Annotated in this window: 19 protein-coding genes; 11 read left to right on the top strand and 8 right to left on the bottom strand. The window is 61.1% G+C overall.

What is annotated here, in order from left to right:
* The first annotated feature begins 3 nt into the window (after positions 1 to 3).
* Complete coding sequence (gene aceF / locus BG841_RS03395) at positions 4 to 1,686, top strand: dihydrolipoyllysine-residue acetyltransferase (protein WP_070056370.1); 1,683 nt, start codon at positions 4 to 6, stop codon at positions 1,684 to 1,686.
* 70 nt (positions 1,687 to 1,756) lie between these two features.
* On the opposite strand, the gene BG841_RS03390 is transcribed toward aceF, so the two are convergent.
* Positions 1,757 to 2,890 (bottom strand): DcaP family trimeric outer membrane transporter, encoded by a 1,134-nt coding sequence (locus BG841_RS03390; RefSeq protein ID WP_070056369.1) that lies wholly within the window; start codon positions 2,888 to 2,890, stop codon positions 1,757 to 1,759.
* 298 nt (positions 2,891 to 3,188) lie between these two features.
* Positions 3,189 to 4,277: a DcaP family trimeric outer membrane transporter gene (locus tag BG841_RS03385; RefSeq protein ID WP_070056368.1), complete on the bottom strand. Its 1,089-nt coding sequence runs from the start codon at positions 4,275 to 4,277 to the stop codon at positions 3,189 to 3,191.
* A 301-nt stretch (positions 4,278 to 4,578) separates the two neighbouring features.
* Here BG841_RS03385 and BG841_RS03380 point away from each other — a divergent pair, with 301 nt between their 5' ends.
* Genes BG841_RS03380 through astB form a run of 5 tightly spaced genes read left to right on the top strand, consistent with a single transcriptional unit; the run spans position 4,579 to position 10,830 of the window.
* Positions 4,579 to 5,790 (top strand): aspartate aminotransferase family protein, encoded by a 1,212-nt coding sequence (locus BG841_RS03380; protein WP_070056367.1) that lies wholly within the window; start codon positions 4,579 to 4,581, stop codon positions 5,788 to 5,790.
* Between the two features lie 45 nt (positions 5,791 to 5,835).
* On the top strand, positions 5,836 to 6,855 hold the full coding sequence (locus tag BG841_RS03375; protein WP_070056366.1) for an arginine N-succinyltransferase: 1,020 nt from the start codon (positions 5,836 to 5,838) through the stop codon (positions 6,853 to 6,855).
* Positions 6,856 to 6,898: 43 nt separating this feature from the next.
* Complete coding sequence (gene astA / locus BG841_RS03370; protein WP_070056365.1) at positions 6,899 to 7,951, top strand: arginine N-succinyltransferase; 1,053 nt, start codon at positions 6,899 to 6,901, stop codon at positions 7,949 to 7,951.
* Positions 7,952 to 7,980: 29 nt separating this feature from the next.
* The gene (gene astD / locus BG841_RS03365; protein WP_070056364.1) at positions 7,981 to 9,468 is read left to right on the top strand and encodes a succinylglutamate-semialdehyde dehydrogenase; all 1,488 of its coding nucleotides are present in this window, start codon (positions 7,981 to 7,983) and stop codon (positions 9,466 to 9,468) included.
* Positions 9,469 to 9,477: 9 nt separating this feature from the next.
* Positions 9,478 to 10,830 (top strand): N-succinylarginine dihydrolase, encoded by a 1,353-nt coding sequence (gene astB / locus BG841_RS03360; RefSeq protein WP_070056363.1) that lies wholly within the window; start codon positions 9,478 to 9,480, stop codon positions 10,828 to 10,830.
* Positions 10,831 to 10,839: 9 nt separating this feature from the next.
* Here astB and BG841_RS03355 read toward each other — a convergent pair whose 3' ends face one another.
* Entirely contained in the window at positions 10,840 to 11,460 is a 621-nt protein-coding gene (locus BG841_RS03355) for a TetR/AcrR family transcriptional regulator (protein ID WP_070056362.1), read from the bottom strand.
* Between the two features lie 154 nt (positions 11,461 to 11,614).
* On the opposite strand from BG841_RS03355, the gene BG841_RS03350 reads away from it, so the two are divergent.
* Entirely contained in the window at positions 11,615 to 12,691 is a 1,077-nt protein-coding gene (locus BG841_RS03350) for an efflux RND transporter periplasmic adaptor subunit (RefSeq protein WP_070056361.1), read from the top strand.
* Entirely contained in the window at positions 12,688 to 15,714 is a 3,027-nt protein-coding gene (locus BG841_RS03345; protein WP_070056360.1) for an efflux RND transporter permease subunit, read from the top strand. Before BG841_RS03350 ends, BG841_RS03345 begins: the two co-directional genes overlap by 4 nt.
* 12 nt (positions 15,715 to 15,726) lie before the next feature.
* Here BG841_RS03345 and astE read toward each other — a convergent pair whose 3' ends face one another.
* From astE to BG841_RS03320, 5 genes are all read right to left on the bottom strand, one after another.
* Complete coding sequence (gene astE / locus BG841_RS03340; RefSeq protein WP_070056359.1) at positions 15,727 to 16,755, bottom strand: succinylglutamate desuccinylase; 1,029 nt, start codon at positions 16,753 to 16,755, stop codon at positions 15,727 to 15,729.
* A gap of 13 nt (positions 16,756 to 16,768) precedes the next feature.
* Positions 16,769 to 17,491: an ABC transporter permease gene (locus BG841_RS03335; RefSeq protein ID WP_070056358.1), complete on the bottom strand. Its 723-nt coding sequence runs from the start codon at positions 17,489 to 17,491 to the stop codon at positions 16,769 to 16,771.
* Positions 17,492 to 17,493: 2 nt separating this feature from the next.
* The gene (locus BG841_RS03330) at positions 17,494 to 18,198 is read right to left on the bottom strand and encodes an ABC transporter permease (protein ID WP_070056357.1); all 705 of its coding nucleotides are present in this window, start codon (positions 18,196 to 18,198) and stop codon (positions 17,494 to 17,496) included.
* A 54-nt stretch (positions 18,199 to 18,252) separates the two neighbouring features.
* The gene (locus BG841_RS03325) at positions 18,253 to 19,008 is read right to left on the bottom strand and encodes a transporter substrate-binding domain-containing protein (protein ID WP_070056356.1); all 756 of its coding nucleotides are present in this window, start codon (positions 19,006 to 19,008) and stop codon (positions 18,253 to 18,255) included.
* 107 nt (positions 19,009 to 19,115) lie between these two features.
* A complete protein-coding gene (locus BG841_RS03320) occupies positions 19,116 to 19,886 on the bottom strand; it encodes an ABC transporter ATP-binding protein (protein WP_070056355.1) in 771 nt (256 codons plus the stop codon).
* Between the two features lie 382 nt (positions 19,887 to 20,268).
* Here BG841_RS03320 and dctP point away from each other — a divergent pair, with 382 nt between their 5' ends.
* From dctP to BG841_RS03305, 3 genes are all read left to right on the top strand, one after another.
* Positions 20,269 to 21,381: a TRAP transporter substrate-binding protein DctP gene (gene dctP / locus BG841_RS03315; RefSeq protein WP_070056354.1), complete on the top strand. Its 1,113-nt coding sequence runs from the start codon at positions 20,269 to 20,271 to the stop codon at positions 21,379 to 21,381.
* Between the two features lie 74 nt (positions 21,382 to 21,455).
* On the top strand, positions 21,456 to 22,157 hold the full coding sequence (locus tag BG841_RS03310; RefSeq protein WP_070056353.1) for a TRAP transporter small permease subunit: 702 nt from the start codon (positions 21,456 to 21,458) through the stop codon (positions 22,155 to 22,157).
* A complete protein-coding gene (locus BG841_RS03305) occupies positions 22,154 to 23,695 on the top strand; it encodes a TRAP transporter large permease (protein ID WP_070056352.1) in 1,542 nt (513 codons plus the stop codon). Before BG841_RS03310 ends, BG841_RS03305 begins: the two co-directional genes overlap by 4 nt.
* Positions 23,696 to 23,713: the final 18 nt, after the last annotated feature.

Here is a 23,713-nt window from a genome sequence, read left to right as displayed (position 1 = left end):
GCAATGAGTGAACAGGAAATTACAGTTCCCGATCTCGGCGGTGCAGACGAGGTCGAGGTTATTGAAATCGTCGTCAGTGCCGGCGATACCGTGGAGATGGAAGACTCCATTCTGACCCTGGAGACGGATAAAGCGTCCGTTGAATTGCCGTCTCCCCATGCGGGTAAAATCACTAAAATCACGGTGAACATCGGTGACAAGGTGAAAGAGGGCGACGTGGTGGGGCTCATGGAGGTGAACGGTGGCAGCGACGCTTCGTCGGCCGACACTGAGCAGGCACCGGCGGCAGCAGAACCACCTGCGGACGAGCAGCCGGCCGAAGCCGCGCCGCAAGAATCACAGGCCGCGGCTGCAGAGAGCGCTCCCAAGACGGCCGGGGCCCGTCAGGAAACGGTCAAGGTACCGTCCCTGGATGGCATGACCGACGTGCCGGTGATCGAGATCAACGTCAGCGCAGGTGATGTGATCGAAGTGGACGATCCGCTGGTTACCGTGGAGTCGGACAAAGCCACCATGGAAATCCCTTCGCCCTTTGCCGGGACCGTGGACAAGGTGCTGGTGGCCGAAGGCGGCACCCTGTCAGAAGGCGACGCCCTGGTGGAAATGACCGTGGCGGGCGAGGGAAGTGACGGGGGTGATGACGCGCCGGCCGACAGTGAACCTGCGCCCGCCGCTGAGCAGCCGGCACAGGTGGAGTCGGCCCCGGAGCAACCCTCGAGCCCCGCGCCTGCCGCACCCACGGCGGTTAAAACCGAGGCTGAAGTGGCGGCTGCAGGCACCAAGGTGCACGCCGGTCCTGCGGTGCGAAAAATTGCCCGGGAGCTGGGTGCCGACCTGACCCGGGTCAAGCCGTCCGGACCGAAAAACCGCATCTTGAAGGAAGACGTTGAACAGTACATCAAGCAGCAGCTGAATCAGGCCCAAAAAGGTTCCGTGGTGGCCACCGGCAGTGGCATCCCCGGGGTCAAGCTGCCGGACTTCAGCCAGTTTGGCGAAGTGAGCCGGGAAGCCATGAGCCGCATGCAGGTGGCCACCGCCAACAACATGCAGCGCAGCTGGCTGAACGTGCCCCACGTCACCCAGTTCGACGACGCCGACATCACCGAACTGGAAAACTTCCGCAAGAGCCAGAAGAAGGCGGGAGAGCAGAAGGGCATTAAAATGACGCCGTTGCCGTTCCTGCTGAAAGCCTGTGCCCGGGTGCTGCAGGAACTGCCCCAGTTCAACGTGTCGCTGGATCTGGAGCGCAAGGAAATTGTCCGCAAGCAGTACATCCATATTGGTATTGCGGTGGACACGCCGGCGGGCTTGCTGGTACCGGTGATCCGCGACGTGGACAAAAAAGGCCTGTGGGAATTGGCCGCGGAAGCAGCCGAGCTGGCGCAAAAGGCCCGCGACAAGCAGCTGAAGCCGGCGGAGATGCAGGGCGCGTGCTTTACCATCACCAGCCTGGGCGGAATCGGCGGCAAGGCGTTTACGCCCATCGTCAACACCCCCGAAGTGGCCATCCTGGGCGTGTCCAGGGCGCAGATGCAGCCGGTGTGGGACGGGGCCAGCTTCCAGCCGAGGCTGATGCTGCCTCTGTCACTGTCCTACGACCATCGGGCTGTGAACGGCGCCGACGGTGCCCGGTTCACCAATCTGCTGGGTGAGTTGTTGGGGGATATCCGCACGCTGTTGCTGTGACCCGTCACTGAGAAGTGAAAAAGGGCCAGGTTGTTGACCTGGCCCTTTTTTATTGGCTGGCCAACAATAGTTAAAAGTTGTACTGGCCCGCGAGCATGATGCGGTTGGCGTCGTTGCTCTTGCCGCTCTGGTTTTCACGATCGAAATAGGCGTATTCCACGCCCATCATCACGTTCTGCACCGGAGTCCACATGTAGTTGATCATGGCGTTCTGGTTGGTCTCGCTCTTGCCGGCAACGGCGGCCGCACCCAGATCTTTTTCCGCGTCATCCCAGTCCACGGTCACAATGCCGTAACCGATATTAACGCTGCGGCCATTACCGAGGTCCAGCCCCATGCCAATGGTGCCGCCATATCCGGCGATGGTTTCCAGGCTGGTGCCGTTCATGTAGCCGTCTTCGGCGCCGAAGTTTTCACCGGAGCGGTACAGGTACGCGTTGGCGCCGTCGCTGTAGTTGAGCGCACCCTGGATGGAGAGCGCGCTGGTCACGGCCATTTTACCGGCCACGAAGGCCGCATAGCCAATGGCGCTGTCGTCGTTGCTGCCGTTATCGGAGGTGACCTGGTGCGCCAGCAGGGCGGCGGAATAGGACATGCCGCCGGATGAGTCCTCTATACGAGCGGTAAAGGCGGGCAGGGCTTCACGGGTTGTGCCCCCGATGATACCGCCAGGTGCCATGTCTTCTGCGGAGAAGGACAGCGCTCCCGTCGTATAACGAACCTGTGCTTTCCGGCCCTGAAAACCGGCCGAGCCGGCGAGTCCATCAAAATCAAGCACCGAGGTGTTGCCCACAAAGCTGTTGAAGTTGGACCAGGTTTGCCCCATCAGCACACCCTTGTAGCTGCCGTAACCGTGACGCAGGCGCAGGGTGCCACCGCCGCCACCGCGGAAGTCGCCTTCGATGTTGAATTTTACCCCGTCCGCATTGCCCGCCCGTACACCGAAGCGTGTCTGAAAAGCGTCGGCGCCAAAGTGGCCTTCAATGTCCTGATTGGCTGAATTGAGGGCGCTGAAGGAGCCCGAACGCGTCGAGTTCGCGATGTCGGCGTTGATGTCATAAGAAGCATTGAAGCGTGCATAACCGTACAGCTCAGCGTCGATGCCCTGGGTGTTGAGTTCAAAGGCCCCCGCTTGCGAGGCCAGGCCCACGGCCAGAACGCCTGCGGTAGCGCGAATCGCCATTGTCAGATTGTTCGGTTGCATGGTTGTTGTCTCCGCACCTGTTTGTTGTTTTTAACCGAACTCAGCTTAGTTGCTCGCCGATGGCATTACAAAAAAACAGGGTGCCAGTTAGACTAATGTCTAATTGTATCATTTGGCTATGGGCGAAGGTTTGTCCAGTTTGTCAGACAGTTACGCTAACGGACTGGCGTAACATGCCGAACTGCCATTGTGCCTTGCATGACCCGCGGCACTGGGAGGGCCGGTCGCGGGGCGGATGCTGAACGCAAAAAACCCAGCCGAAGCTGGGTTTAGTGTTGAGTTAACCTGGCAGGAGAACTTAGAAGTTGTACTGCGCTGCGAACATGATGCGGTTGGCGTCTGCGCTCGTGCTGACACGGTCGTCTTCCGTGTCGTAGTAGCCGTATTCAACGCCCATCATCACGTTTTGGACAGGCGTCCACATGTAGTTAACAAACGCGTTCTGGTTGGTCAGGTCGCCAGCTTCGTACTCGACGATGGTGGTGCCGTAACCGATGTTCACGCTGCGGCCATTGCCGAGACTGATGGAGGTGCCGATCAGGCCGCCCATGCCGGAAATGTTATCCAGGCTACCGTTAACGAACTCGGCGTCATCTTTGGCACCGGAGCGATACAGGTAGCCGTTAGCACCGTCGGTGTAGTTGATCGCACCCTGAATGCTGATCATGTCGGACAGTGCCACTTTGGCGGCGCCGAACACGGCGAAAGCCGTCTTGGAATCGTCGTCGTTGCCATCGTCGGCGGTGTTTTGTTTCACCATTGCGCCTACAGCGTAGGACAGGCCGCCGGCTTTGTCTTCAAGGCGGGCGGTCAGTGCCGGGCTGCTGTCTCTTTTTAGCTCATCTCCAGTTGTGGGATGCTTAATGGAGGTCGTTTTAGGATCTTCAATGGAGAACGACAGGGCACCCGTTGTGTAACGCAACTGGGCGGTGCGCGACTGGAAACCGGCGTTACCGGCCAGACCGCTGAAGTCCAGAGTTGGGGTGCTGCCGACGAAGCTGGAGTAGTTCGACCAGGTCTGACCGGCGATCACACCCTTGTACGAGCCGTAAGCGTGCCGTATGCGCAAGGAGCCACCGTAAAAGTCACCTTCGATCTGTGCGGTAACACCTGAGGCGTGTTTGGCCCTTACGCCCAGCCGGCTTTGATTGGCTGATGCGCCAAAGTGACCGTCAATATTGTCGCTGGCGTCTGGAAAACCACCGGACTGAGTTGCGTCCGCGACATTCGAATCCATGTCATAGCTCATGTTCAGCCGCGCATACCCATACAGATCGGCGTCTACATCACCGGCGCTGAAACTGAATGCCTGGACCTGACCGGCTACACCGAATACAGCAACGGCCGCAGTTGCACGGATAGCCAGAGAAAGCTTGTTTGCTCGCATTATTGTCGTCTCCACGATACTTATATTTTTTGGTTGTATGTTTTAGCGGTTTTATCTTCTTGTTATTTTTTTAACGGGATCAGCTTAGATTGTAAGGAGTTACATTACAAATCATCCAGCTATATGGTTAGACCAAAGTCTAATAACGGAAGCCGGGCGGTGGGTAAACCGCGCTTTTTGGGCTGTGACATTCCCGGGTGGTAATTGCATACTGGCGGACATCTAATTATGCCCCCGGGATGCAGTAGTAAGGTACGATTGCGGGAGGTCCGTCATTCATCGCAAGTGTTGAGAGAGCCCCATGAACATAGAGCCAGTAAATCGTGAACTTTTCGATAACGTCATGGTACCCAACTACGCGCCGGGCGCGGTGATCCCCGTGCGTGGCCAGGGTTCACGATTCTGGGATCAGCAGGATCGCGAATACGTTGATCTGGCCGGAGGCATCGCGGTCACCTCGCTGGGCCATGCCCACCCGGGTCTGGTGGGGGCGCTGACGGAACAGGCGCAGAAGCTGTGGCATTTATCCAACGTCATGACCAACGAGCCGGCGCTGCGGCTGGCGCGCAGCCTGTGTGAACTGACCTTTGCCGAGCGGGTGTTTTTTGCCAACTCGGGGGGCGAGGCCAACGAAGCCGCGTTCAAGCTGGCGCGCCGCTACGCCTGGACACACTTCGGCCCGGACAAACATGAAATCCTCTCGTTCAACGGCTCCTTCCACGGCCGTACCCTGTTTACCGTCAGCGTCGGCGGCCAGGCCAAATACCTGGAAGGGTTCGAGCCGGCACCGGCTGGTATTGTGCACGCCGAGTTCAACAATCTGGAATCCGTGCGCCAGCTGATCTCCACAGAGAAAACCTGTGCGGTGGTGGTCGAGCCGATTCAGGGCGAGAGCGGGGTGATACCCGCGACCCCGGAGTTTCTGCAGGGCCTGCGGGAGCTGTGCGACCAGCACAATGCCTTGTTGGTGTTCGACGAGGTACAGACCGGCGCCGGACGTACCGGCAAGCTGTACGCTTACGAGCACTATGGGGTGACCCCCGATATCCTCACCAGCGCGAAATCCCTGGGCGGCGGCTTTCCGGTCGCGGCCATGCTGACCACCGCGGCCATCGCCGAAAGCCTGCCGGTGGGCACCCACGGCAGCACCTACGGTGGCAACCCGCTGGCCTGCGCGGTGGCCCAGAAAGTGATCGACACTGTCAGCCAGCGGGAAGTGATGAAGGGGGTGGCCGCCCGCTCGGAGCGTCTGCGCAACGGTATGATGGAGATTGGCCAGCGCTACGGGGTGTTCAGTGAGGTGCGCGGTACCGGATTGCTGTTGGGCTGCGTTCTGACCGAACAGTGGCAGGGTAAAGCGCGGGAGTTTCTCGACGCCGGGCTCGATGAGGGAGTCATGGTGTTGATGGCCGGTGCGGACGTGGTGCGCCTGGCGCCGTCACTGATCATTCCGGAAGCGGATATCGATGAAGCGTTGCTGCGTTTTGAGCAAGCGGTTAAAAAAGTTGTATAGTTAATAAACAATTAGTGCTGGGACACCCTCAGAGGAGAGTATCCGATGTGGTTAGTACGACCGGCAACGCATGATGATCTGGACGGTATTTTGGGGCTGCTGCAACTGGCGCAGGCCAACCCGGTATCGTCCACGCTCCCCGCTACGGCCGAGGGCGTCAGTGAAAAAATAGCGCAGTCAGTGCAGGCATTGTCCGGCGCGGTCAATCCCGACGCCGGCCAGCGCCTGCTGTTTGTCCTGCAAGCCAGCGACACCGGCGCCATACGGGGCGTGGCCGGCATTGACGGTCGCGCCGGCAATGGCCAGCCTTTCTATAATTACCGCCAGGATTCCCTGATCCACGCCTCCCACGCGCTGGGCATATCGCGACGGGTACAGGTGCTGTATCCGTCCCACTCCCTCACCGGGCTCACCCTGCTGTGCGCCTTTCTGATTGACCCCGATCTGGTTGGGACCGACGCCTTTGAACTGCTGTCCCGGGCACGGTTGCTGTTCATTGCCAGCCATCGCTCCTGGTTTACCGATGAAACGGTGGTGGAGCTGGCCGGGGTAAAGCACGATTCGGGGGCGGTGCCTTTCTGGGACAGTCTGGGGCGGCACTTTTTCAACATGGACTTTGATACCGCCGATGGTCATTCGGGGGCGTTGAGCAAAACCTTCATTGCCGAGTTGATGCCCCCCAACCCGATCTACGTCACCCTGCTGACGGAAGACGCCCAACAGGCTCTGGGCGTGCCCCATGATCGTGCCCGGCCGTCGTTTGAGCTGCTGCAGCGGGAAGGGTTTCAGTGCGGCGAATACATAGATGTGTTTGATGGCGGCCCGGTGCTGGAGGCTCGCACCAATGCACTGAAATCGGTGATCACCAGTCACCGCAAAGCGCTGCGGGCCAGCGAGCGCGAGGATGGCGACCTGTGTCTGCTGGCAACCGGCACCGGGGCGGCATTCCGTTGCACCCTGGCCAAGGTGGTCGATACCCTGGACGACGCCATACAGGCACCCCTGGCGGCCCTGAATGTGCTGGGCTGCCAGTCCGGGGCGGACGCCTGGGTGACGCCGCTATGAGGAGCTGCCCAGGCCCGCGGGTGACGGTTTCAGGAGGTGCCCCATGCTGGTAATCCGACCGCTGCAAATGACCGATCTTGACGATCTCTACCAGATGGCCGCCGAGGCGGGCAAGGGACTGACCTCCCTGCCGGCCGACCGGGAGTTGCTGGAACGCAAGATCCAACAGACCCGGGCCACGTTTGAACAGGACTGTGCGCCGGAAGCGGGGCTGTATCTGTTTGCACTGGACGACACCGAGCAGGGGCGCTGCGTGGGGGTCAGTGGCATCCAGGCCCGGGTGGGGCTGGACGAGGTATTTTACAACTACCGCCTCAGCAACATGGTCAATGCCTCCAAAGAGCTGGGGGTGCATGTGCAGACACCCACCCTGCACCTCACCAACGATATGACCGCCACCACCGAAATCTGCTCATTGCTGTTGTCGGCCGCGTACCGCAAGGGGGGCAATGGCCTGTTGCTGTCCCGCTGCCGGTTTATGTACCTGGACGATTTCCGCAGTTACTTTTCTGACAAAGTGTTTGCCGAAATGCGCGGGGTGTCCGATGCTCAGGGTCGGAGCCCCTTGTGGGATGCCTTGGGCAGCCGTTTTTTTGACATGGAATTCGGTGAGGCGGATTACCTGACCGGGGTGGGCGGTACTTCGTTCATTGCCGAACTGATGCCCAAATACCCGATCTACATCCCCCTGCTGCCGGCCGCCGCGCGCGCAGTGATCGGACAGGTGCACGAAAATACGGTGCCGGCCCTGAACATGCTGCAGGCCGAGGGGTTCAACTTCAACGGACTGGTGGATGTGTTTGACGGCGGCCCGGTGGTTGAGGCCTTTGTGCGCAACATTCGCACCGTTCGGGACAGCATGAACCGTCACGTATTGATCCGGCACCGGCCAGTGAATGTGGATGTCCCGCCCGAGGACCGGGTGATGGTGGCGAACCGGTCCTTTGGTGAATTCCGGGTAACCACGGTACCGGCGGCGTGTCTCAGCCCGGACACCATCAGTCTGTCACAGGAAATTGCCGATCAGCTCAGGGTGGAGTCCGGCGACTCCGTACGTTTGGTGCGGTTAAAGGAACGGGCTCGCGCTGACCGCTGAATTCAATGTCGTCCAGAGGTGTAACAACCATGGTAGAAAAGACGTATAAATTGCTGGGTGAACTCTATATCGACGGGTTCTGGCTGGAGGGGCATGGTCCGGCACTGGAGTCTTTGGATCCGGTGTCGGGAGACACCGTGTGGGACGGTGTTGGTGCCAGTATGCAAGACGTGGATGCGGCGGTACGGGCGGCACGCAAGGCCTTCCCCGAGTGGCGGCGGCGGCCGCTGGAGGAGCGTCGCGAGCTGGTCGAAGCTTTCGCCAGGCAGCTGGAAGCGCACCAGGAGGAGCTGGCCCATCAGATTGGCCGGGAAACCGGCAAACCCTTGTGGGAGTCGCGCACCGAAGTGGCTGCCATGATCGGTAAGGTGGACATATCCATCCGCGCCTATGAGGCGCGCACCGGCCATCATCAGCACGACGTGGCCGGCGGGCAGGCTGTGCTGCGGCACCGGCCCCATGGGGTGGTTGCGGTATTCGGGCCCTACAACTTTCCCGGACATTTGCCCAACGGTCACATAGTGCCCGCTGTGCTGGCGGGCAACACGCTGGTTTTCAAGCCCAGTGAGCTGGCGCCGGGGGTGGCGGAACTGACCCTCCGGTTGTGGCAGGCCGCGGGCTTGCCCGACGGGGTCATCAATCTGGTTCAGGGCGCCAAGGACACCGGCGTCTCATTGGCGGCACACGCCGGAATTGATGGGCTCTTTTTTACCGGCAGCTCCCGGGTCGGCCACACCTTGCACGAACAATTCGGCGGGCAGCCCGGCAAAATCCTGGCGTTGGAAATGGGCGGCAATAATCCGCTGATCGTACAGGGTGCCGCGGACCTGGATGGTGCGGTCCATCACACCATCCAGTCGGCGTTTTTGTCCGCCGGGCAGCGGTGTACCTGTGCGCGGCGCCTGCTGGTGCCCAAGGGCAAACGGGGAGACGAATTTTTGCAGCGCCTCGCGGAGGTGGCCGGGCGGCTCACCGTCGGCCGTTACGACGCGGAACCCCAACCGTTTATGGGGGCGGTGGTGTCGGTGGCCGCCGCTGAGCGATTGATGGAGGCCCAGCAAGCCCTGCTGGATCAAGGCGCCACCCCCTTATTAAGAATGACCCGGCTGGAGCCGGGCACGGGGTTGCTCTCTGCGGGGATTGTGGATGTGACGGACATCGACACGGAAGATGAAGAACTGTTCGGGCCATTGTTGAAGGTTTACCGTTACCGCAGTTTTGAAGACGCCCTCGAACTGGCGAAGAACACCCGGTACGGGTTGTCGGCGGGCATACTCACAGACGACCGGGCACTGTACGAGCGTCTGGCGGATGAAGTGCGCGCCGGCATTGTCAACTGGAACCGTCCACTGACCGGCGCCAGCAGTGCCGCTCCTTTTGGCGGTGTGGGTGCCAGCGGCAACCACCGGCCCAGTGCCTGGTATGCCGCCGACTATTGCGCCTGGCCGATGGCTTCGCTGGAAGCCCCACGCAGTGAGGTGCCGGATTCACTCGCCCCCGGGCTGAACATTGACTGAGAGCGCGTTATGAGTAACACCCAGAGCAAACGGGCCGTGGAAGTGAATTTTGACGGCCTCGTGGGCCCGACCCACAATTACGCCGGGCTGTCGTGGGGTAATGTGGCGTCAAAATCCAACGAATACGCGGTCGCCAATCCGAAGCAGGCGGCCCTGCAGGGCTTGGCGAAAATGAAATCGCTGGCGGATCGCGGCTATGTTCAGGGGGTGTTGCCGCCCCACGAACGCCCCCACATGCCCACGCTCCGCGCACTGGGCTATGCCGGTTCGGACGCCGCTATCCTGCAGCGGGTGTCGCGGGAGGATCCGGTGTTGCTGGCGGCGGTGGCGTCCGCCTCCTGCATGTGGACCGCCAATGCCGCCACCGTCTCGCCGAGTGCCGATACCCGCGACCATCGGGTCCATTTCACCCCGGCCAACCTGGCCGCCAAGTTTCATCGCTCCATCGAGCCGAAAATCACCGCCCGGGTGCTCAAGTCGATTTTTTCCGACGCCGCGTATTTTGCCCACCACGCGCCCTTGCCTCCGGTCAGTCAGTTCGGCGATGAAGGCGCCGCCAACCATACCCGTCTGTGCGCCAGCTATGGGGCGCCCGGAGTCGAGTTGTTTGTCTACGGCGATGTGGCGTTCGATGATCATTTTTACGGGCCAACGCTGTTTCCGGCGCGCCAGACGCGGGAAGCGTCCCAGGCCATTGCCCGGCTGCACGGGTTGAAAGACGGCTGTGCGGTGTTCGCCCAGCAGAACCCCAGGGCCATCGACGCCGGTGTCTTCCATAACGATGTCATTGCAGTGGGCAATGGCCCGGTGCTGTTTTATCACGAGCTGGCGTTCGCGGAGGAGCAGCGGGTGCTGGCCGAAGTCGAGAGCCGGTTGCAGGGTGCGGCCTTGCAACCGGTGCGGGTCAGTGATCAGGAGGTGCCACTTGCGGACGCGGTGGCCTCCTACTTGTTCAACAGCCAGTTGCTGGATACGGCCGACGGCATGTTGCTGGCGGTGCCGGGAGAGTGCCGTGAGGTTGCCAGCGTGAGCCGCTATCTGGATCGCCTGGTGGCCGGGGAAGGGCCCATTACTGCCGTGGAGGTGTTTGATGTCAAGCAGTCCATGCGCAACGGCGGTGGCCCGGCGTGTCTGCGCTTGCGGGTGGTGCTGACCGAGGACGAGTTGCAGGCCATGCACCGGGGGGTGTTGATGACCGACGCCCTGTATGAGCGACTCACCCTGTGGGTGGAAGCCCACTACCGGGATTCGGTCAGTCAGGCCGACCTGGCGGATCCGCTGTTGTTGGAAGAAAGTTGCAAAGCACTGGACGAACTGACCGGTATTCTCGGGTTAGGGACGATCTACGACTTTCAGCACTGAGGCTCGCTCTCAGCGTGAGGTGCTGGCAATGGACGACATCAACATGGCCAGGGTGTGTTCAATCAGCGCCTGGTTGTCGTCCCGCTGGCACAGCAAAATCACGCCATGCAGCGCACCGCGCAGATAGAGCGCCGTTTCCAGGGGATCGCGGATGCGCGCGCGATTCAGGGTGCCGTCGTCCAGGCCTGCCCGAATGGCCGCGATCAGGGTATCCATGACCCGTGATTCCGAACACTTCAGCTGCTCGGCGTGTTTCGGGTCGTCGCCATCGCCTTCGGCCGCCGCGGTGGTGAGGGCGGCAAAATAGTCCGGCTGTTCACGATAAAACTGGTAGTACGCCCGTCCTATGGCACTGAGCTGATCAAGCCCGGAGTGCGCGGATTGTTTGGCCGCCTCAAAACGTGCCCACAGCGCTTCAGCGGCCCGCAGGATGATGCCTTGCTGAATGGCCGCCTTGTCTTTGAAATATACGTACAACAACGCGCGGCTCAGGTTGGAGCTGCGGGCAATGTCATCCATGGAGGTGCGTTCGTAGCCTTTGGCGGCAAACACGGTTTCTGCGGCGTCCAGAATCGCATTGTAACGTGCCTGCTTTTCCTGCGCGCGCCGTGCGGCCAGTGATCCTGTCATAGTGCTTATACCCGTTCTGTCAGAAGGTCTGTTTTACCATAATCGGTTGATCTTTGCTTTTCGTTGACAAAGTGTCAAAGAGTGACATCATGTCGGAAGGGGTATCCGGTCGTCGCGCCAGAATAACCGGGTGGACGAGGTCAAGGGGGGAGGCATGGCGATTTTTCATCGACAGGTGTGGGCAGGGCTGGCAATCGTGGTGCTGATCGCCGGTTGTAGATCGGTGAGCACCGGAACGGACGCCCATACGGTGGTGCCGGTGGTGCGCACCGCCCTGGTGTATTCCGGAGAGCTGGTCGCGCCGCCGTTGCGGTTTTCGGGCATCGTCCGCGCCAGCCAGCGCGCCACGCTCACCTTTCAGGTCAGTGGGACCCTGCAGGAGCGTCAGGTCGAACTGGGTCAGCTGGTGCAAGCCGGCGAGCGTCTGGGGCGGGTGTACAACCCCGGGCTGGAACCCGCCAGAGATTCGGCCCGGGCCCGGCTGGAAGAACTGGCAACCCAGTTGCAACAAGCCCAGCGAGAGTGGGAGCGGTCACGGCGTCTGCGCGAACGGGGGGTGGTCTCTGAACAGACTCTGGAGCAGCTTGCCGCCCGCCGCGATGCACTGAAGGCAAGCGTGGCCACCGCCCGGGCCGCGCTGAGTGAGGCCGAGCGTCTGCTGGCGGAAAGTTACCTGATAGCGCCATTTGCCGGCCGGGTCGAAGCCCTGCTGGTGGAGCGCGGCGAGTTTGTCGGTGCCGGCCAGCCGGTGATGCGGTTGTCGTCACCGGCGGGGCGGGAGGTTGAAATTCGGGTGCCGGCGCATCTGCTCGGGCACGTCAGTGTGGGGCAACAATTGCCGATATGGACGGTCCATGACCGTTCCCGGGCGGCGGTCACCGGCACTTTGATGGAAATTGCCCAGGCCGGCTCGGTGCGCGGTGAATTGCACCCGTTGCTGATCCGGTTACCCGCGGAGCAGTTAACCTCGGGCACCCCCGTGGAAGTCGGTATCACCCCGCGCATTGCTGCTGCCAAAACGGTGCCCTTGCTGGCGTTGATGAAACGGCCCGAAGGCACCGCCGTCCTGCGGGTGACAGACGGGCTGGTGGAGTCGGTGCCGGTGACCGTGCAGCGGATGCTGGGTGAGCGGGTGGTGGTTGCAGCGGAGGCGCTGCAGGGCGGTGATCAGGTGATCTACGCCGGTCTGACCCGCGTGGTGGCCGGCGACCGGGTGGAGGTGCTGCGGTGACCGCCCGGCTGTTGCGTGCCCAGCGGCTGCTGGGCATGGTGGTGACCATGTTGTGTCTGCTGGGTCTGGCCGCCTACGCCACCATGCCGCGCCAGGAAGATCCCTCGTTTCCCCAGCGGGTTGGTTTGATTACTGTCGCCTACCCGGGCACCAGCGCCGACGCGGTCGAGCGTTTGCTGGTCAAGCCGCTGGTGGACGAATTGCGTCAGGTGGAAGAGGTGGAGTACACCAACGCCATCGCCCGTACCGGGGTTGCCATTATCCGGGTGCGCCTGGACGACACCATTTACGCCACCGACCCCGCCTGGGACCGGGTGCGTCAGGCTATGGAACGGGCCCGTCTGGAGTTTCCCGCCGGGGTCGGGGGCATGTCACTGGACGACCGGCTGATCGACACCCCGGCGATTGTGCTGGCGGTGGGCGGTTCGCCCTCGATAACCGAGTTGTCGAAAGCCGCTGACCGCCTCAAGGGGGCGCTGGCGGACGTGCCGGGACTGTCGCGCATCGAAATTACCGGTGACAGTGACGAGCAGATTACCCTGGCGCTGGACGATGCCGCGCTTTTTCGGCTCGGGATATCCCCGGCCGGGGTGCTGGACACCCTTGCACGCCGCAATCAGACCCTGCCCGGGGGGTTTGTGGTCATCAATGGCCGGCGCTTATCGATACTGCCCAACAGTGAGTTCAGCGACATTGATGCCGTCAGTGCCACGCCTCTGCAGTTGCCCGATGGCTCACAGGTGCCGCTGGCAGTCGCCGCCGAGGTCTGGCGGGGGCCGGTCGAGCCGCACAGCCCGGAAGCCTGGTTTGATGGCGAGCGGGTGGTATTGCTGTCACTGATGATGGCGGAAGATACCACCGATGCGATCCGTTTCGGCCAGCAGGTAAGGGCGCGGCTGGCGCAGGTACGGGCGGAATTTGCCCCGCTGACGCTGCAGGAAATGTTTTTCCAGCCCGACCAGGTCGAGCAGCGCCTGACTAGTCTGGCGTGGAGCCTGGTGTTGTCGGTGCTGATCATCGTCGCCGTGGTTTGCACGGGGATGGGCGTCCGCATGGGGCTGTTGGTGGCATCCATCCTGCCCATGGTGGCGCTGATCAGCGTGGGTTTGTACGACCTCGGGGGCGGGGTGCTGCATCAGATCGCCGTGATCGGCATGGTTATTTCTCTGGGCATTCTGATCGACAACGCCATAGTCATGGTGGAAAACATTCAGACCCGTCTGGACGCCGGGACGCGCCGGCTGGACGCGTTCAGCCACGCGGTCAGGGAACTGGCGGGGCCCCTCGGGGCGTCCACCGGCACCACGTTGGCGGCCTTTACGCCTCTGCTGCTGTCCAAGGGCAGCACCGCAGATTTTACCCGCGGCGTGCCGGTGATGATCATGCTGACCCTGTCGATCAGTTACCTGCTGGCCATCTCCGTGGTGCCCTTGCTGGCGGCGCGGTTGTTGCGCCCGGGCAGGGCAAGCCGGCGTGATCCGGTGGCCGGTCTGGCGCGGGTGCTGGGCGAGCTGGTGGTCACCCGGCCGCGACGCCTGATCCTTCTGGGGGCGGCGCTGGTTGCCCTGAGTCTGGGGATGACACCGTTCATGAAACAGCAGTTTTTCCCCAACGCCGACCGGCCTCAGGTGGTGGTGGAGTTGCACCTGCCCGAAGGCACCGATCAGCAACACACCGCCGCCGTTGCCGCCGAGCTGGAGCGCGCGATACGCACCCGGCCAGAGGCCTTGCAGGTTCATCGTTTTGTGGGTTTCACCGGTCCCAGCTTTTATTACAACCTGATGAGTTCGCCGCAGGCCCCCAACCGGGGGCGGCTGGTGATCGAGGCACCGACCCTGGCGCACACCGAGGGGCTGGTCAACTGGATCCGGCACCACGCGGCTACGGCCTTGCCAGAACTGGAACTGACGGTGGGCATTCTGGGGCAGGGGCCGCCCCGGGCGGCGCCGGTTGAGGTGCGCGTGTTCCACGTGGACGACGCCACCCGGGCGCAGGTGACCACGCGCATCTACCGGGAGCTGCGCCAGGTTGCCGGAGCGGTCGACGTGCGCCACGATCTGGATATAGGTGTGCCCAGTATCGGCATCATGGTGGATGATGCCAGTGCCGCGCGCTACGGCATCGATCGTGCCGACGTGGCCCGCAGCCTCTACGGGCACAGCTTTGGGGTAGTGGCGGAGCAGTACCGCCAGGAAAGTGATCCGATTCCGTTGGTGTTGCGTTCCCCCGAGGGAACCGCTCTGCCCCTGGCACGGCTGCTGTCCGCCAACATCTACGACGCCCGGGGCCAGTCGGTGCCGCTGGCGGCGATTGCCTCGGTGAGCACCAGCTGGGAGTCGGCCTCCCATTACCTGCGCAATGGGGCCCGGGTGCACACGGTGACCGCCAATTTGTTGCCCGGTTACAGTTTCAGCCAGGCGCTGGGTGGTCTCAAAGCCGCGCTGGCCGAACGCCCGCTGCCCGCTGGCAGCCGGCTGGAGTTTGGCGGTGATTCCGAAGGCTCGGATGACGCCAATCTGGCGCTGCTAACCTCGGCGCCCATTGGTATTTTGCTGCTGTTGTTCTTTCTGATCCTGCAGTTCAACTCTTTCCGCCGGGTCGGCATCATTCTGCTGACGGTGCCGCTGGCGACGGTGGGGATTTTCCCCGGGCTGGTGCTGTCGGGCTCGCCCTTCGGGTTCCAGTCCTTGCTGGGGGTGATCGCACTGGTGGGCATTGTGGTCAACAACGCCATTGTGTTGCTGGATGTGATGGACCGGCGACTGGCCCGGGGCGACGATGTGCGCGCGGCGGTGCGAAGCGCTGTGGAGCAGCGCACCCGTCCCATCCTGCTGACCACCGCCACCACCGTGGCGGGATTGCTGCCGCTGGCGTTCTCGTCGTCCACCTTGTGGCCGCCCATGGCCTGGGCGATCATTTCCGGGCTGCTGGCGTCCACCGTGCTCACCCTGCTGGTGGTGCCAGCGGTTTGCACCAGAGTGATTCCCGGCCCGGTTGCCGCAACCGCAAACGCGCCCGCCTGAGCCACCGGGCGGTTATCGGCAGACCCGCACCAACAGGCCCGCCCGCTGGCCGACCGGTACCTGACGGTTGGGAAACACAATCGCCTCCGGGCGCTCGCCGACCCGGTAACGTTCAGTTGCGTCCTGCCAGATCAGGGTGCCGGGCGGGTAACTGGTGAAGTTGGCGGCGTCATCGGGAATGTGCAGCACGAACCCGGGCCCGGTGTTAATGATTTCATGGATCACCTCGAACTCGGTCAGAGTCGGGCCGGGAGGAAGGGGCGGTGCTGGCTGATCGCCGATCAGCCGCCGCAGGGCCTGCCAGATGCCGCCCAGCCGGCGCAGATCGTTCTGGCCGAAGGGATGCACTTTGCCGAGCTCGATGGTCAGGCTTTCGGCCCCCAGATGGGATGAGGTAAACGAGGAGAAAGTGGTGCCGGCCCGGTTCTGCAGCAGCACAGTGTTGACCCCGGCTTCCAGCAAGAAGGCTTTTTGCCGGTCGGGTAATTGCCGGCCGGCGACAAATGGATAGAGGGCAAATTTCTCCCGCGCGGAAGGCCGGATGGCGGTGTGCAAATCGTAATGGGTGAGGGTGCTGCGGCCGCTGGCAAAGCGCCGGCACACGCTTTCCAGAGCCTCCGCCCGGCGGGCTTCGGCGCTGCCCGCGAAGGGTGCGCGCTGATGGGCACCGGCAAACAGACGGTTGAGGTTGTGCTCAATGAAACGCTCGCCGGCGACCATGGCTGGCGGGTTGCCCAGCAGTAACAGGGTGGCCCGCCGGGCTTGCCACGCGCCCCGCAGCAGCTCGTCCACCAAGGCGTTTAATACCTCGATGGGGGCGGTTTCATTGCCATGAATGCCGGCGGAAACAATCAGTGCCGGGTCGGTACTGTGGGGCTGCGGAGGCGTTATTTCCAGTACCCCGGTCGCCGCGAGCCGCAGACGGGTGCCATCCTTGAGGGTTGTCTGACCAGGCGGGGCTGGCTGCTGGGCATGGGCCAGGGTGTGGCTTAACCAGTGACGGTGACTGCCAAATAACGCCTTGCGTGCCGACCCGCCCATACCGCCCCCAGGTTCAGCTGCCTGCCGGATGCTGGTGTCGGAGCAGGCGGCTTTCCAGTCGCCGGAACGCGTATACCAGCAAGAAGGTCAGCGCCATGTACAACAGGGCGACCGCAATGAACGCCTCGAACGGGGCGTAAAACCGCGAGTAGATGTTGCGCGCCGCCCCGGTCAGATCGACGATGGTGACCACGCTGGCAATCGCGCTGGCGTGCAACATGAAAATGACCTCGTTGGAGTAGGCCTGCACCGCACGCCGGGCCGCACTGGGCAACACAATGCGCCGCAGGCGCAAAGCCCAACTCATCCCGTAAGCCTTGGCGGCCTCAATTTCACCGGCGGGGGTGGCCACAATCGAGCCCCGGATGATTTCGGTGGTATAGGCGGCGGTATTCAGCGTGAACGCCAGCAACGCCGGGTAGAAGGGCTCGCGGAAGATCAGCCACCAGAAGGTGTCCTGAATGCCGTGAATCTGGGCAATCCCATAGTAGATGATGTACAGCTGGATCAGCAGCGGGGTGCCACGAAACAGGTAGGTATAGAGCCACACCGGGCCGGATATCAGCCAGTTTTTGGAGGTTCTGAGGATGGCCAGGGGCAGCGCCATCACCAGCCCCAGCAGCAGCGACAGGAACACCAGCTGCACCGTGGTCACCAGGCCGTCCCAGTAGTGCAGCACGGTCAGGGCGTTAAATATGTCGTTCTGATTGAGCCACGTGGCGATAAATTCGGGCATGGTCATTCTCCCTTCACAACGCCGACGTTGGCCCGTTTGTCGAGCCACTTGATGAACAATTCAGAGCCTGCCGTGAGGGCCAGATACACCAGCGCTACCGGGATGAAAAACAGAAATGGCGAGCGCTCCGCCTTGGCGGCCTGCTCGGCCACGCGGACCATGTCGGTGAGGCCGATAATGGACACCAGCGCGGTGGTTTTCAGCAGCACCTGCCAGTTGTTGCCGATGCCGGGCAAGGCGTGGCGCAGCATTTGCGGAATCATCACCCGTCTGAAGGTGTGCCAGCGACTGAACCCATAGGCCTTGGCGGCTTCCACCTGACCGGTATCGACCGCCAGAAAAGCGCCGCGAAAGGTTTCGGTCATGTAGGCGCCAAAAATCAGCCCGATGGTGAGTACGCCGGAGATAAACGGGTCGAACTGGAAAAAGAAATCGATGTCGTAAGCGTCGTAAAGGTAATCCGACAGATTGTTCACCATCACCTGGCCGCCGTAATAAAACAGCAGCATCATCACCAGGTCAGGGACGCCGCGAATCAGCGTGGTGTAGGTGGTCGCTGCGCCTGCCAGCAAACGGTTTTGGGAAAGTTTGGAGGTTGCCCCGATCAGCCCCAGCGCCAGTGCCAGCGCCAACGACATGAAGGCGAGTTCAATGGTGACAATAGCGCCTTCAAGCAGTGACGGGCCATAACCTTTAAGATCGAGCATGCGGTGTTCCGGGTTTCAGGGGCGACTGCAGACGCAGCCACCCCTTGGCGGTGTTTACAATTTGATGTCGTAGGAAAAGTATTTCTTCATGATGGTGTCGTAGGTGCCATCTTCTTTCAGCTTGCGCAGGGCCGCGTTGACGCTCTCGGCCAGATCTTTGTCACGCTTGCGCATGGCCACGGCAACGCCGTCGCCCAGTTTGACCGCTTCGCCGACTTCCTTGAATCCGTCACGGGACAACAAGGTCTGTTCGCCGACCGGGTAATCGACAAACACCACGTCCAGACGCTGGCCTTCCAGATCCAGCACCATGTCATCGGCGGTGGTGTAACGCTTGACGGTAACCACGCCACTGAGTTCATTGGTCACAAAGGTGTCCATGGTGGTGCCGCGCTGCACGCCGACTACCTTGCCTTTCATGGCCTCTTTATCGGTGACATCGGTGTTGAAGTTTTCACGGGCAAACCAGCCACCCGGGGTGATGTAGTACGGCTCGGAGAACAGCACCCGCTCCGCACGCTCGGGGGTGATCGACATGGACGACATGATGGCGTCGAATTTGCGCGCCAGCAGACCGGGGATCATGCCGTCCCATGCCTGCACCACGAATTCGCAGTTGGCCTCCAGTTCTTCGCACATGGCGCGGGCCAGATCCACTTCGAACCCGGTCAGTTCGCCATCCGGGGTCATGTATTCGAACGGCTCGTAGGGCACGTCAAACGCGATACGAATGTCTTTCCAGTCTTTGGCCTGCACCGCGCCCGCCATGACAGCCAGTGCACAACCGGCCGCAACAATCAGTTTTTTCATTGCTTTCTACTCCAGTGGTTTGACACAGAATATGACAACCTGATCTGTAAGATAGCACCGGCTTGCTCCGTCGTCGCCCGCCAGCCTCTACAGACTTGAAATCGCACTCAAAATTTGGGGGTCAGAAACTGTTTCATGCGTTCGGAATCCGGGTTGTCGAACACTTTGTCCGGTGAACCCTGTTCCTCAATGATGCCCTGGTGCAGAAACAGCACCTGATTGGACACGTCGCGGGCAAAGGCCATTTCATGGGTCACCACGATCATGGTGCGGCCTTCTTCCGCGAGGCCCTGCATGACCTTGAGCACTTCCCCCACCAGCTCCGGATCGAGGGCGGAGGTGGGCTCGTCAAACAGCATGACTTCCGGCTCCATCGCCAGTGCCCGGGCAATGGCGGCACGTTGCTGCTGGCCTCCGGACATTTGCGCGGGATAGTAGTCTTTACGCTCGTAGATGCCAACCTTGTTCAGGTAGGCTTCGGCCCGTTCGATGGCCTCTTTACGGGGTATTTTAAGTACATGAACCGGGGCTTCAATGATGTTTTCCAGCACCGTCATGTGGGACCACAGATTGAAACCCTGAAACACCATGGAGAGCTTGGCGCGGATCAGTTCCACCTGGCGGTTGTCGGCGGGAATGCGGTCGCCCTTGCGGTTGTGGGTGAATCTGACCGGGTCGCCGTGCACGATGATGTCGCCTGAGGTGGGGGTTTCCAGCAGATTGATGCACCGCAAAAAGGTACTTTTGCCGGAACCTGAGCTGCCGATGAGCGAAATCACATCGCCTTTGCGGGTCTCCAGCGAAATGCCTTTGAGAACCTCAAGCTCGTTGAAGGTTTTGTAGATATCCCTGCAAATCAGAGGCGATTGTTCCGCCATGAATGACTCCTGCTGCTGTCAGATTGCGGCCATGTAACGGAACAGTACACGAAATTGGCAATCCAATGAATGATCCATTGCTTTGAGTGTGACGTCGGGGCTGCTGCGCCGGGGCTGGCGCGCGAAAAAGTGCCTGTTGTACGGGTTGCGGCGCCTAAAATCAATAGCCAGGCACGGAACCGCGCATGCAACACAGCCGTTATCGCAACCCTGGATGGACGGGTTACTGGACTATGGTGAAAGTCACACCTATACATTAGGGGATAGTTGCTCCCGGCTTTACCAAGGAATGTGTCGACGGTGGCTGAAGTTAGCGGTATTGGCTGCGCTACCGACAACACGTGATGGCCTCAATAACAACAATAGTCATGGAGATGTGGTAATGACAACTGATCACCACGGGCGCCCAGCGGGCGTCACCCCCCGCCGCCGTTTGCTGAAAACCCTTGCCTTCGCGGCCGCCATTGGCGGCATGACGCTGACCGGTGCGCCGGTTCACGCCGCGACCACCTGGAAAATACAGTCGGTATGGGATGCCGGAACCGTCGGTTACGACCTGTTCGAAGAATGGTGTAACAGCATGGAGGAGAAGAGCGGCGGAGAGCTGATCTTCAAGCCGTTCCCCGCCAAAGCGGTGGCCGCCGATAACAACGCCCTGTTCGATTCGGTGCGCAATGGCGTGCTGCAGGGCATGAATCCGTTCACGTTGTACTGGTCCGGGAAAATACCGGCGTCGGTGTTCCTGTCATCCTACCCGGCCGGGCCGGACCAACCGCACCAGTGGGACACCATGTTTTACGCTCTGGGCATGCTGGAAAAAACCCGGGAAATCTACGAAAAATTCGGACTGTTTTACGTCGGCCCGATCCAGCACGACGCCAACATCATTCACTCCAAGAATCCGGTCAACAGCCTGGATGACCTGAAAGGCATGAAAATCCGTCTGCCGGGCGGCATGGTCGCGGAGGTGTTCCAGCAATTCGGCGTCTCCACCGTCAGTCTGCCGGGGTCGGACATTTTCCCGGCACTGGAAAAAGGCACCATCGACGCGGCCGACTACGTGGGGCCCGCGGTCAACTACGAACTGGGCTTTGCCCAGGTGACCGACAACATTCTGTTCGGGCCTCCCGGCGTAATGTCGGTTTACCAGCCGGTGGATTTGATGGATCTGACGGTCAATCTGCGGGCCTGGAACAGACTCGACCCCAAGTTGCAGCAGCTGGTGGAGGATGAGGTCAGGAATTACTCCCAGCGCCATTACCAGACCATTCAGCAGCGCAACATCGAAGCCATGGAGAAATTCAAAGAAGCGGGCAGCAAGGTTTCACGGCTCAGTCAGGAGGACCTGCAGCGGTTCCGCAAGGCGGCCATCCCGGTGTGGTACAAGTGGGCCAACAAGGACAAGGACGCCCGGGCCATTTTTGACATGCAGCTCAAGTACATGATGAACGACACCATGGGCTATATCAGCGAAGACGACATCAAGGGTCTGTAACCGCGAGCCGGTCCGGGACAGTAACAAACGGGGAGGCCCGGCGCCTCCCCATGGCGTGACAGGGGTTGTGGTTGATGTCTGACCTTGAAGGTTTTGGGTTTGTAATGCCCCACTGGTTGTATTGGGGGTGGCTGGCCATTATGCCGCTGATCCTGATGGCTTTGGAGCGCAGGGCAGTAAGAAAGCGCGGCCAGCCGCCGGCGGCCCACCCGGTGATGGGGGAAACCCAGGCGGGGGTTGACCCGCTGATCCACCGGCAGTTCAGAGGCAACGGTTTCACCCGGGTGGTCGACTGGATCAGTGAAAAGTCGGGGGTGTTTGTTGCCTTCTGGACCATCAACGCGGTGTGTTTTTATTTCTTCGAAGTGATCATGCGTTACCTGTTTAACATGCCCACCATCTGGGTGCATGAGGCCAGTTACCTGTTGCTGGGCATGCAGTACTTGCTGGCGGGCGCGTTTGCCCTGCTGCACGGTGCCCACGTGCGGGTGGACGTCATGTACAACCTGTTGCCTGAACGTGGCCGGGTCGGCATGGACATTTTCACTTCGGTGTTTTTCTTCATTTTTGCGTTGGCCATGGTCATTACCTCCTGGACCTTTTTCCGCAATTCCTACGCCATGGGCGAAACCACCGTGGAAACCTGGGGGATTCAGCATTGGCCCGTGAAAGCGATGATGCTGCTTGGCTCGGTGCTGATCCTGCTCGCCGGGGTGTCCAAGCTGATTAAAGACATAGCGCTGTTTGCCGCAATGGGCCGGGAGCACCAGACATGACCGTGAACGCCCCGGCAGTGGCTCCCCAAGGTGGGTCCCTGATCGGCAAAATCAGCACCTGGGTAATGATCCTCGCCACTCTGGCACTGGGGTTAATTGTGCTGGTCGAGGTGATCAACATTGTGTTCTACGACCCCTACGAGGATGACTATTTTCTGTTCCGGCTGGCCGGCAGCCTCGCCGATACCGAGATTGCCCCCTTAACCTACCTGATGTTCGGGTCCTTGCTGGTGGCGCTGATGATGGGCTTGCCGCTGGCCTTTGTCACCGGGGGCCTGGGGGTGGCGTTCATTTATCTGGTGGGCGATGCGCTCATGCTGAACCTGGTGCCCAGTCGGATCTTCCCGATGATGACCAATTCCGATCTGGCGGCGATACCGCTGTTCATCTTCATGGCGTCGATGCTGGAACGGGCCGGGTTGATCGAAGAAATGTTCACCGTGGTGTACAAGTGGATGGGCGGGCTCAGCGGCGGACTGGCAATGGCCACCATTCTGGCGTCCACCATACTGGCGGCAATGGTGGGGGTGATTGGCGCGGCGGTGGTGACCATGGGCATCATCGCCTTGCCGGCCATGCTCAAACGTGGTTATGACCACCAGATCGCGTTGGGGTCGATCATGGCCGGTGGCACTCTGGGGATTCTGATTCCGCCCTCCATCCTGGCCATTCTGTACGCCGTGGTCGCCCAGCAATCCGTGGGTGAGTTGTATCTGGGAGCGGTGATTCCCGGGTTGCTGTTGTCCGGCATGTACATTTTTTATGTGTTGGTGCGTACCTGGATCAATCCCCAATTGGGGCCGCCGGTGGCAGAATCCGAGCGCATATCCCTGGGGCAGAAACTGCTGTTACTGAAAGACCTGGTCGCGCCGCTGATTCTGGTGATGCTGGTGCTGGGGCTGTTGTTCGGTGGGGTGGCGACCCCGGTGGAGGCCGCCGGTATTGGCTCGTTTGGTGCTGTGCTGGTGGCCTGGAAACACGGGGCCTTTTCCGTGTCGACCCTGCGGGAGGCCTCGGTGACCACCGCCAAGGCCACCGCCATGGTGTTGTGGATCATGTTCGGCGCGTCCATCTTCGTCGGTTTCTATATATTGCAGGGCGGGCAGAGCTTCATTACCGCCACCATTCTGGGCACCGGTCTGTCCCCCTACGGCATCCTGTTCTTGCTGATGATTCTGCTGGTGGTGCTGGGCATGTTTCTGGACTGGGTGGGCATCCTGCTGCTGGCGGTGCCCATCTTTATTCCCATAGTAAAGGCATTGACCTTCGATGGCCTGTTCGGGCTGCCGGCGGTGCCGGGGGAGGATGTGGTGCTCTGGTTCGGCGTGCTTTATCTGGTGAATATGCAAATGTCCTTCCTCAGCCCGCCCTTTGGCTACGCCCTGTTTTATATCCGCGGGGTATGCCCGCCGGACATCTCCATGGGCACCATCTTCCGGTCATCTTTGGTGTTTCTGGCTTTGCAGGCGCTTGGTTTGATGTTATGTGTGGTGTTTCCAGCTCTGGTGACCTGGCTGCCGAATTTGGTTTACGGCTGAGCAGCGCCAGAGAAAACT

This window comes from Marinobacter sp. X15-166B, assembly GCF_001752365.1.
Taxonomy (GTDB): domain Bacteria; phylum Pseudomonadota; class Gammaproteobacteria; order Pseudomonadales; family Oleiphilaceae; genus Marinobacter.
Note: the sequence above shows the minus strand (reverse complement) of the source record. Positions and strands in the feature narration are given on the sequence as shown.

Coding starts and splice junctions, on each gene's coding strand:
- aceF (WP_070056370.1), top strand. CDS start 4: ATGAGTGAACAGGAAATTACAGTTCCCGATCTCGGCGGTGCAGACGAG.
- BG841_RS03390 (WP_070056369.1), bottom strand. CDS start 2,890: ATGCAACCGAACAATCTGACAATGGCGATTCGCGCTACCGCAGGCGTT.
- BG841_RS03385 (WP_070056368.1), bottom strand. CDS start 4,277: ATGCGAGCAAACAAGCTTTCTCTGGCTATCCGTGCAACTGCGGCCGTT.
- BG841_RS03380 (WP_070056367.1), top strand. CDS start 4,579: ATGAACATAGAGCCAGTAAATCGTGAACTTTTCGATAACGTCATGGTA.
- BG841_RS03375 (WP_070056366.1), top strand. CDS start 5,836: ATGTGGTTAGTACGACCGGCAACGCATGATGATCTGGACGGTATTTTG.
- astA (WP_070056365.1), top strand. CDS start 6,899: ATGCTGGTAATCCGACCGCTGCAAATGACCGATCTTGACGATCTCTAC.
- astD (WP_070056364.1), top strand. CDS start 7,981: ATGGTAGAAAAGACGTATAAATTGCTGGGTGAACTCTATATCGACGGG.
- astB (WP_070056363.1), top strand. CDS start 9,478: ATGAGTAACACCCAGAGCAAACGGGCCGTGGAAGTGAATTTTGACGGC.
- BG841_RS03355 (WP_070056362.1), bottom strand. CDS start 11,460: ATGACAGGATCACTGGCCGCACGGCGCGCGCAGGAAAAGCAGGCACGT.
- BG841_RS03350 (WP_070056361.1), top strand. CDS start 11,615: ATGGCGATTTTTCATCGACAGGTGTGGGCAGGGCTGGCAATCGTGGTG.
- astE (WP_070056359.1), bottom strand. CDS start 16,755: ATGGGCGGGTCGGCACGCAAGGCGTTATTTGGCAGTCACCGTCACTGG.
- BG841_RS03335 (WP_070056358.1), bottom strand. CDS start 17,491: ATGCCCGAATTTATCGCCACGTGGCTCAATCAGAACGACATATTTAAC.
- BG841_RS03330 (WP_070056357.1), bottom strand. CDS start 18,198: ATGCTCGATCTTAAAGGTTATGGCCCGTCACTGCTTGAAGGCGCTATT.
- BG841_RS03325 (WP_070056356.1), bottom strand. CDS start 19,008: ATGAAAAAACTGATTGTTGCGGCCGGTTGTGCACTGGCTGTCATGGCG.
- BG841_RS03320 (WP_070056355.1), bottom strand. CDS start 19,886: ATGGCGGAACAATCGCCTCTGATTTGCAGGGATATCTACAAAACCTTC.
- dctP (WP_070056354.1), top strand. CDS start 20,269: ATGACAACTGATCACCACGGGCGCCCAGCGGGCGTCACCCCCCGCCGC.
- BG841_RS03310 (WP_070056353.1), top strand. CDS start 21,456: ATGTCTGACCTTGAAGGTTTTGGGTTTGTAATGCCCCACTGGTTGTAT.
- BG841_RS03305 (WP_070056352.1), top strand. CDS start 22,154: ATGACCGTGAACGCCCCGGCAGTGGCTCCCCAAGGTGGGTCCCTGATC.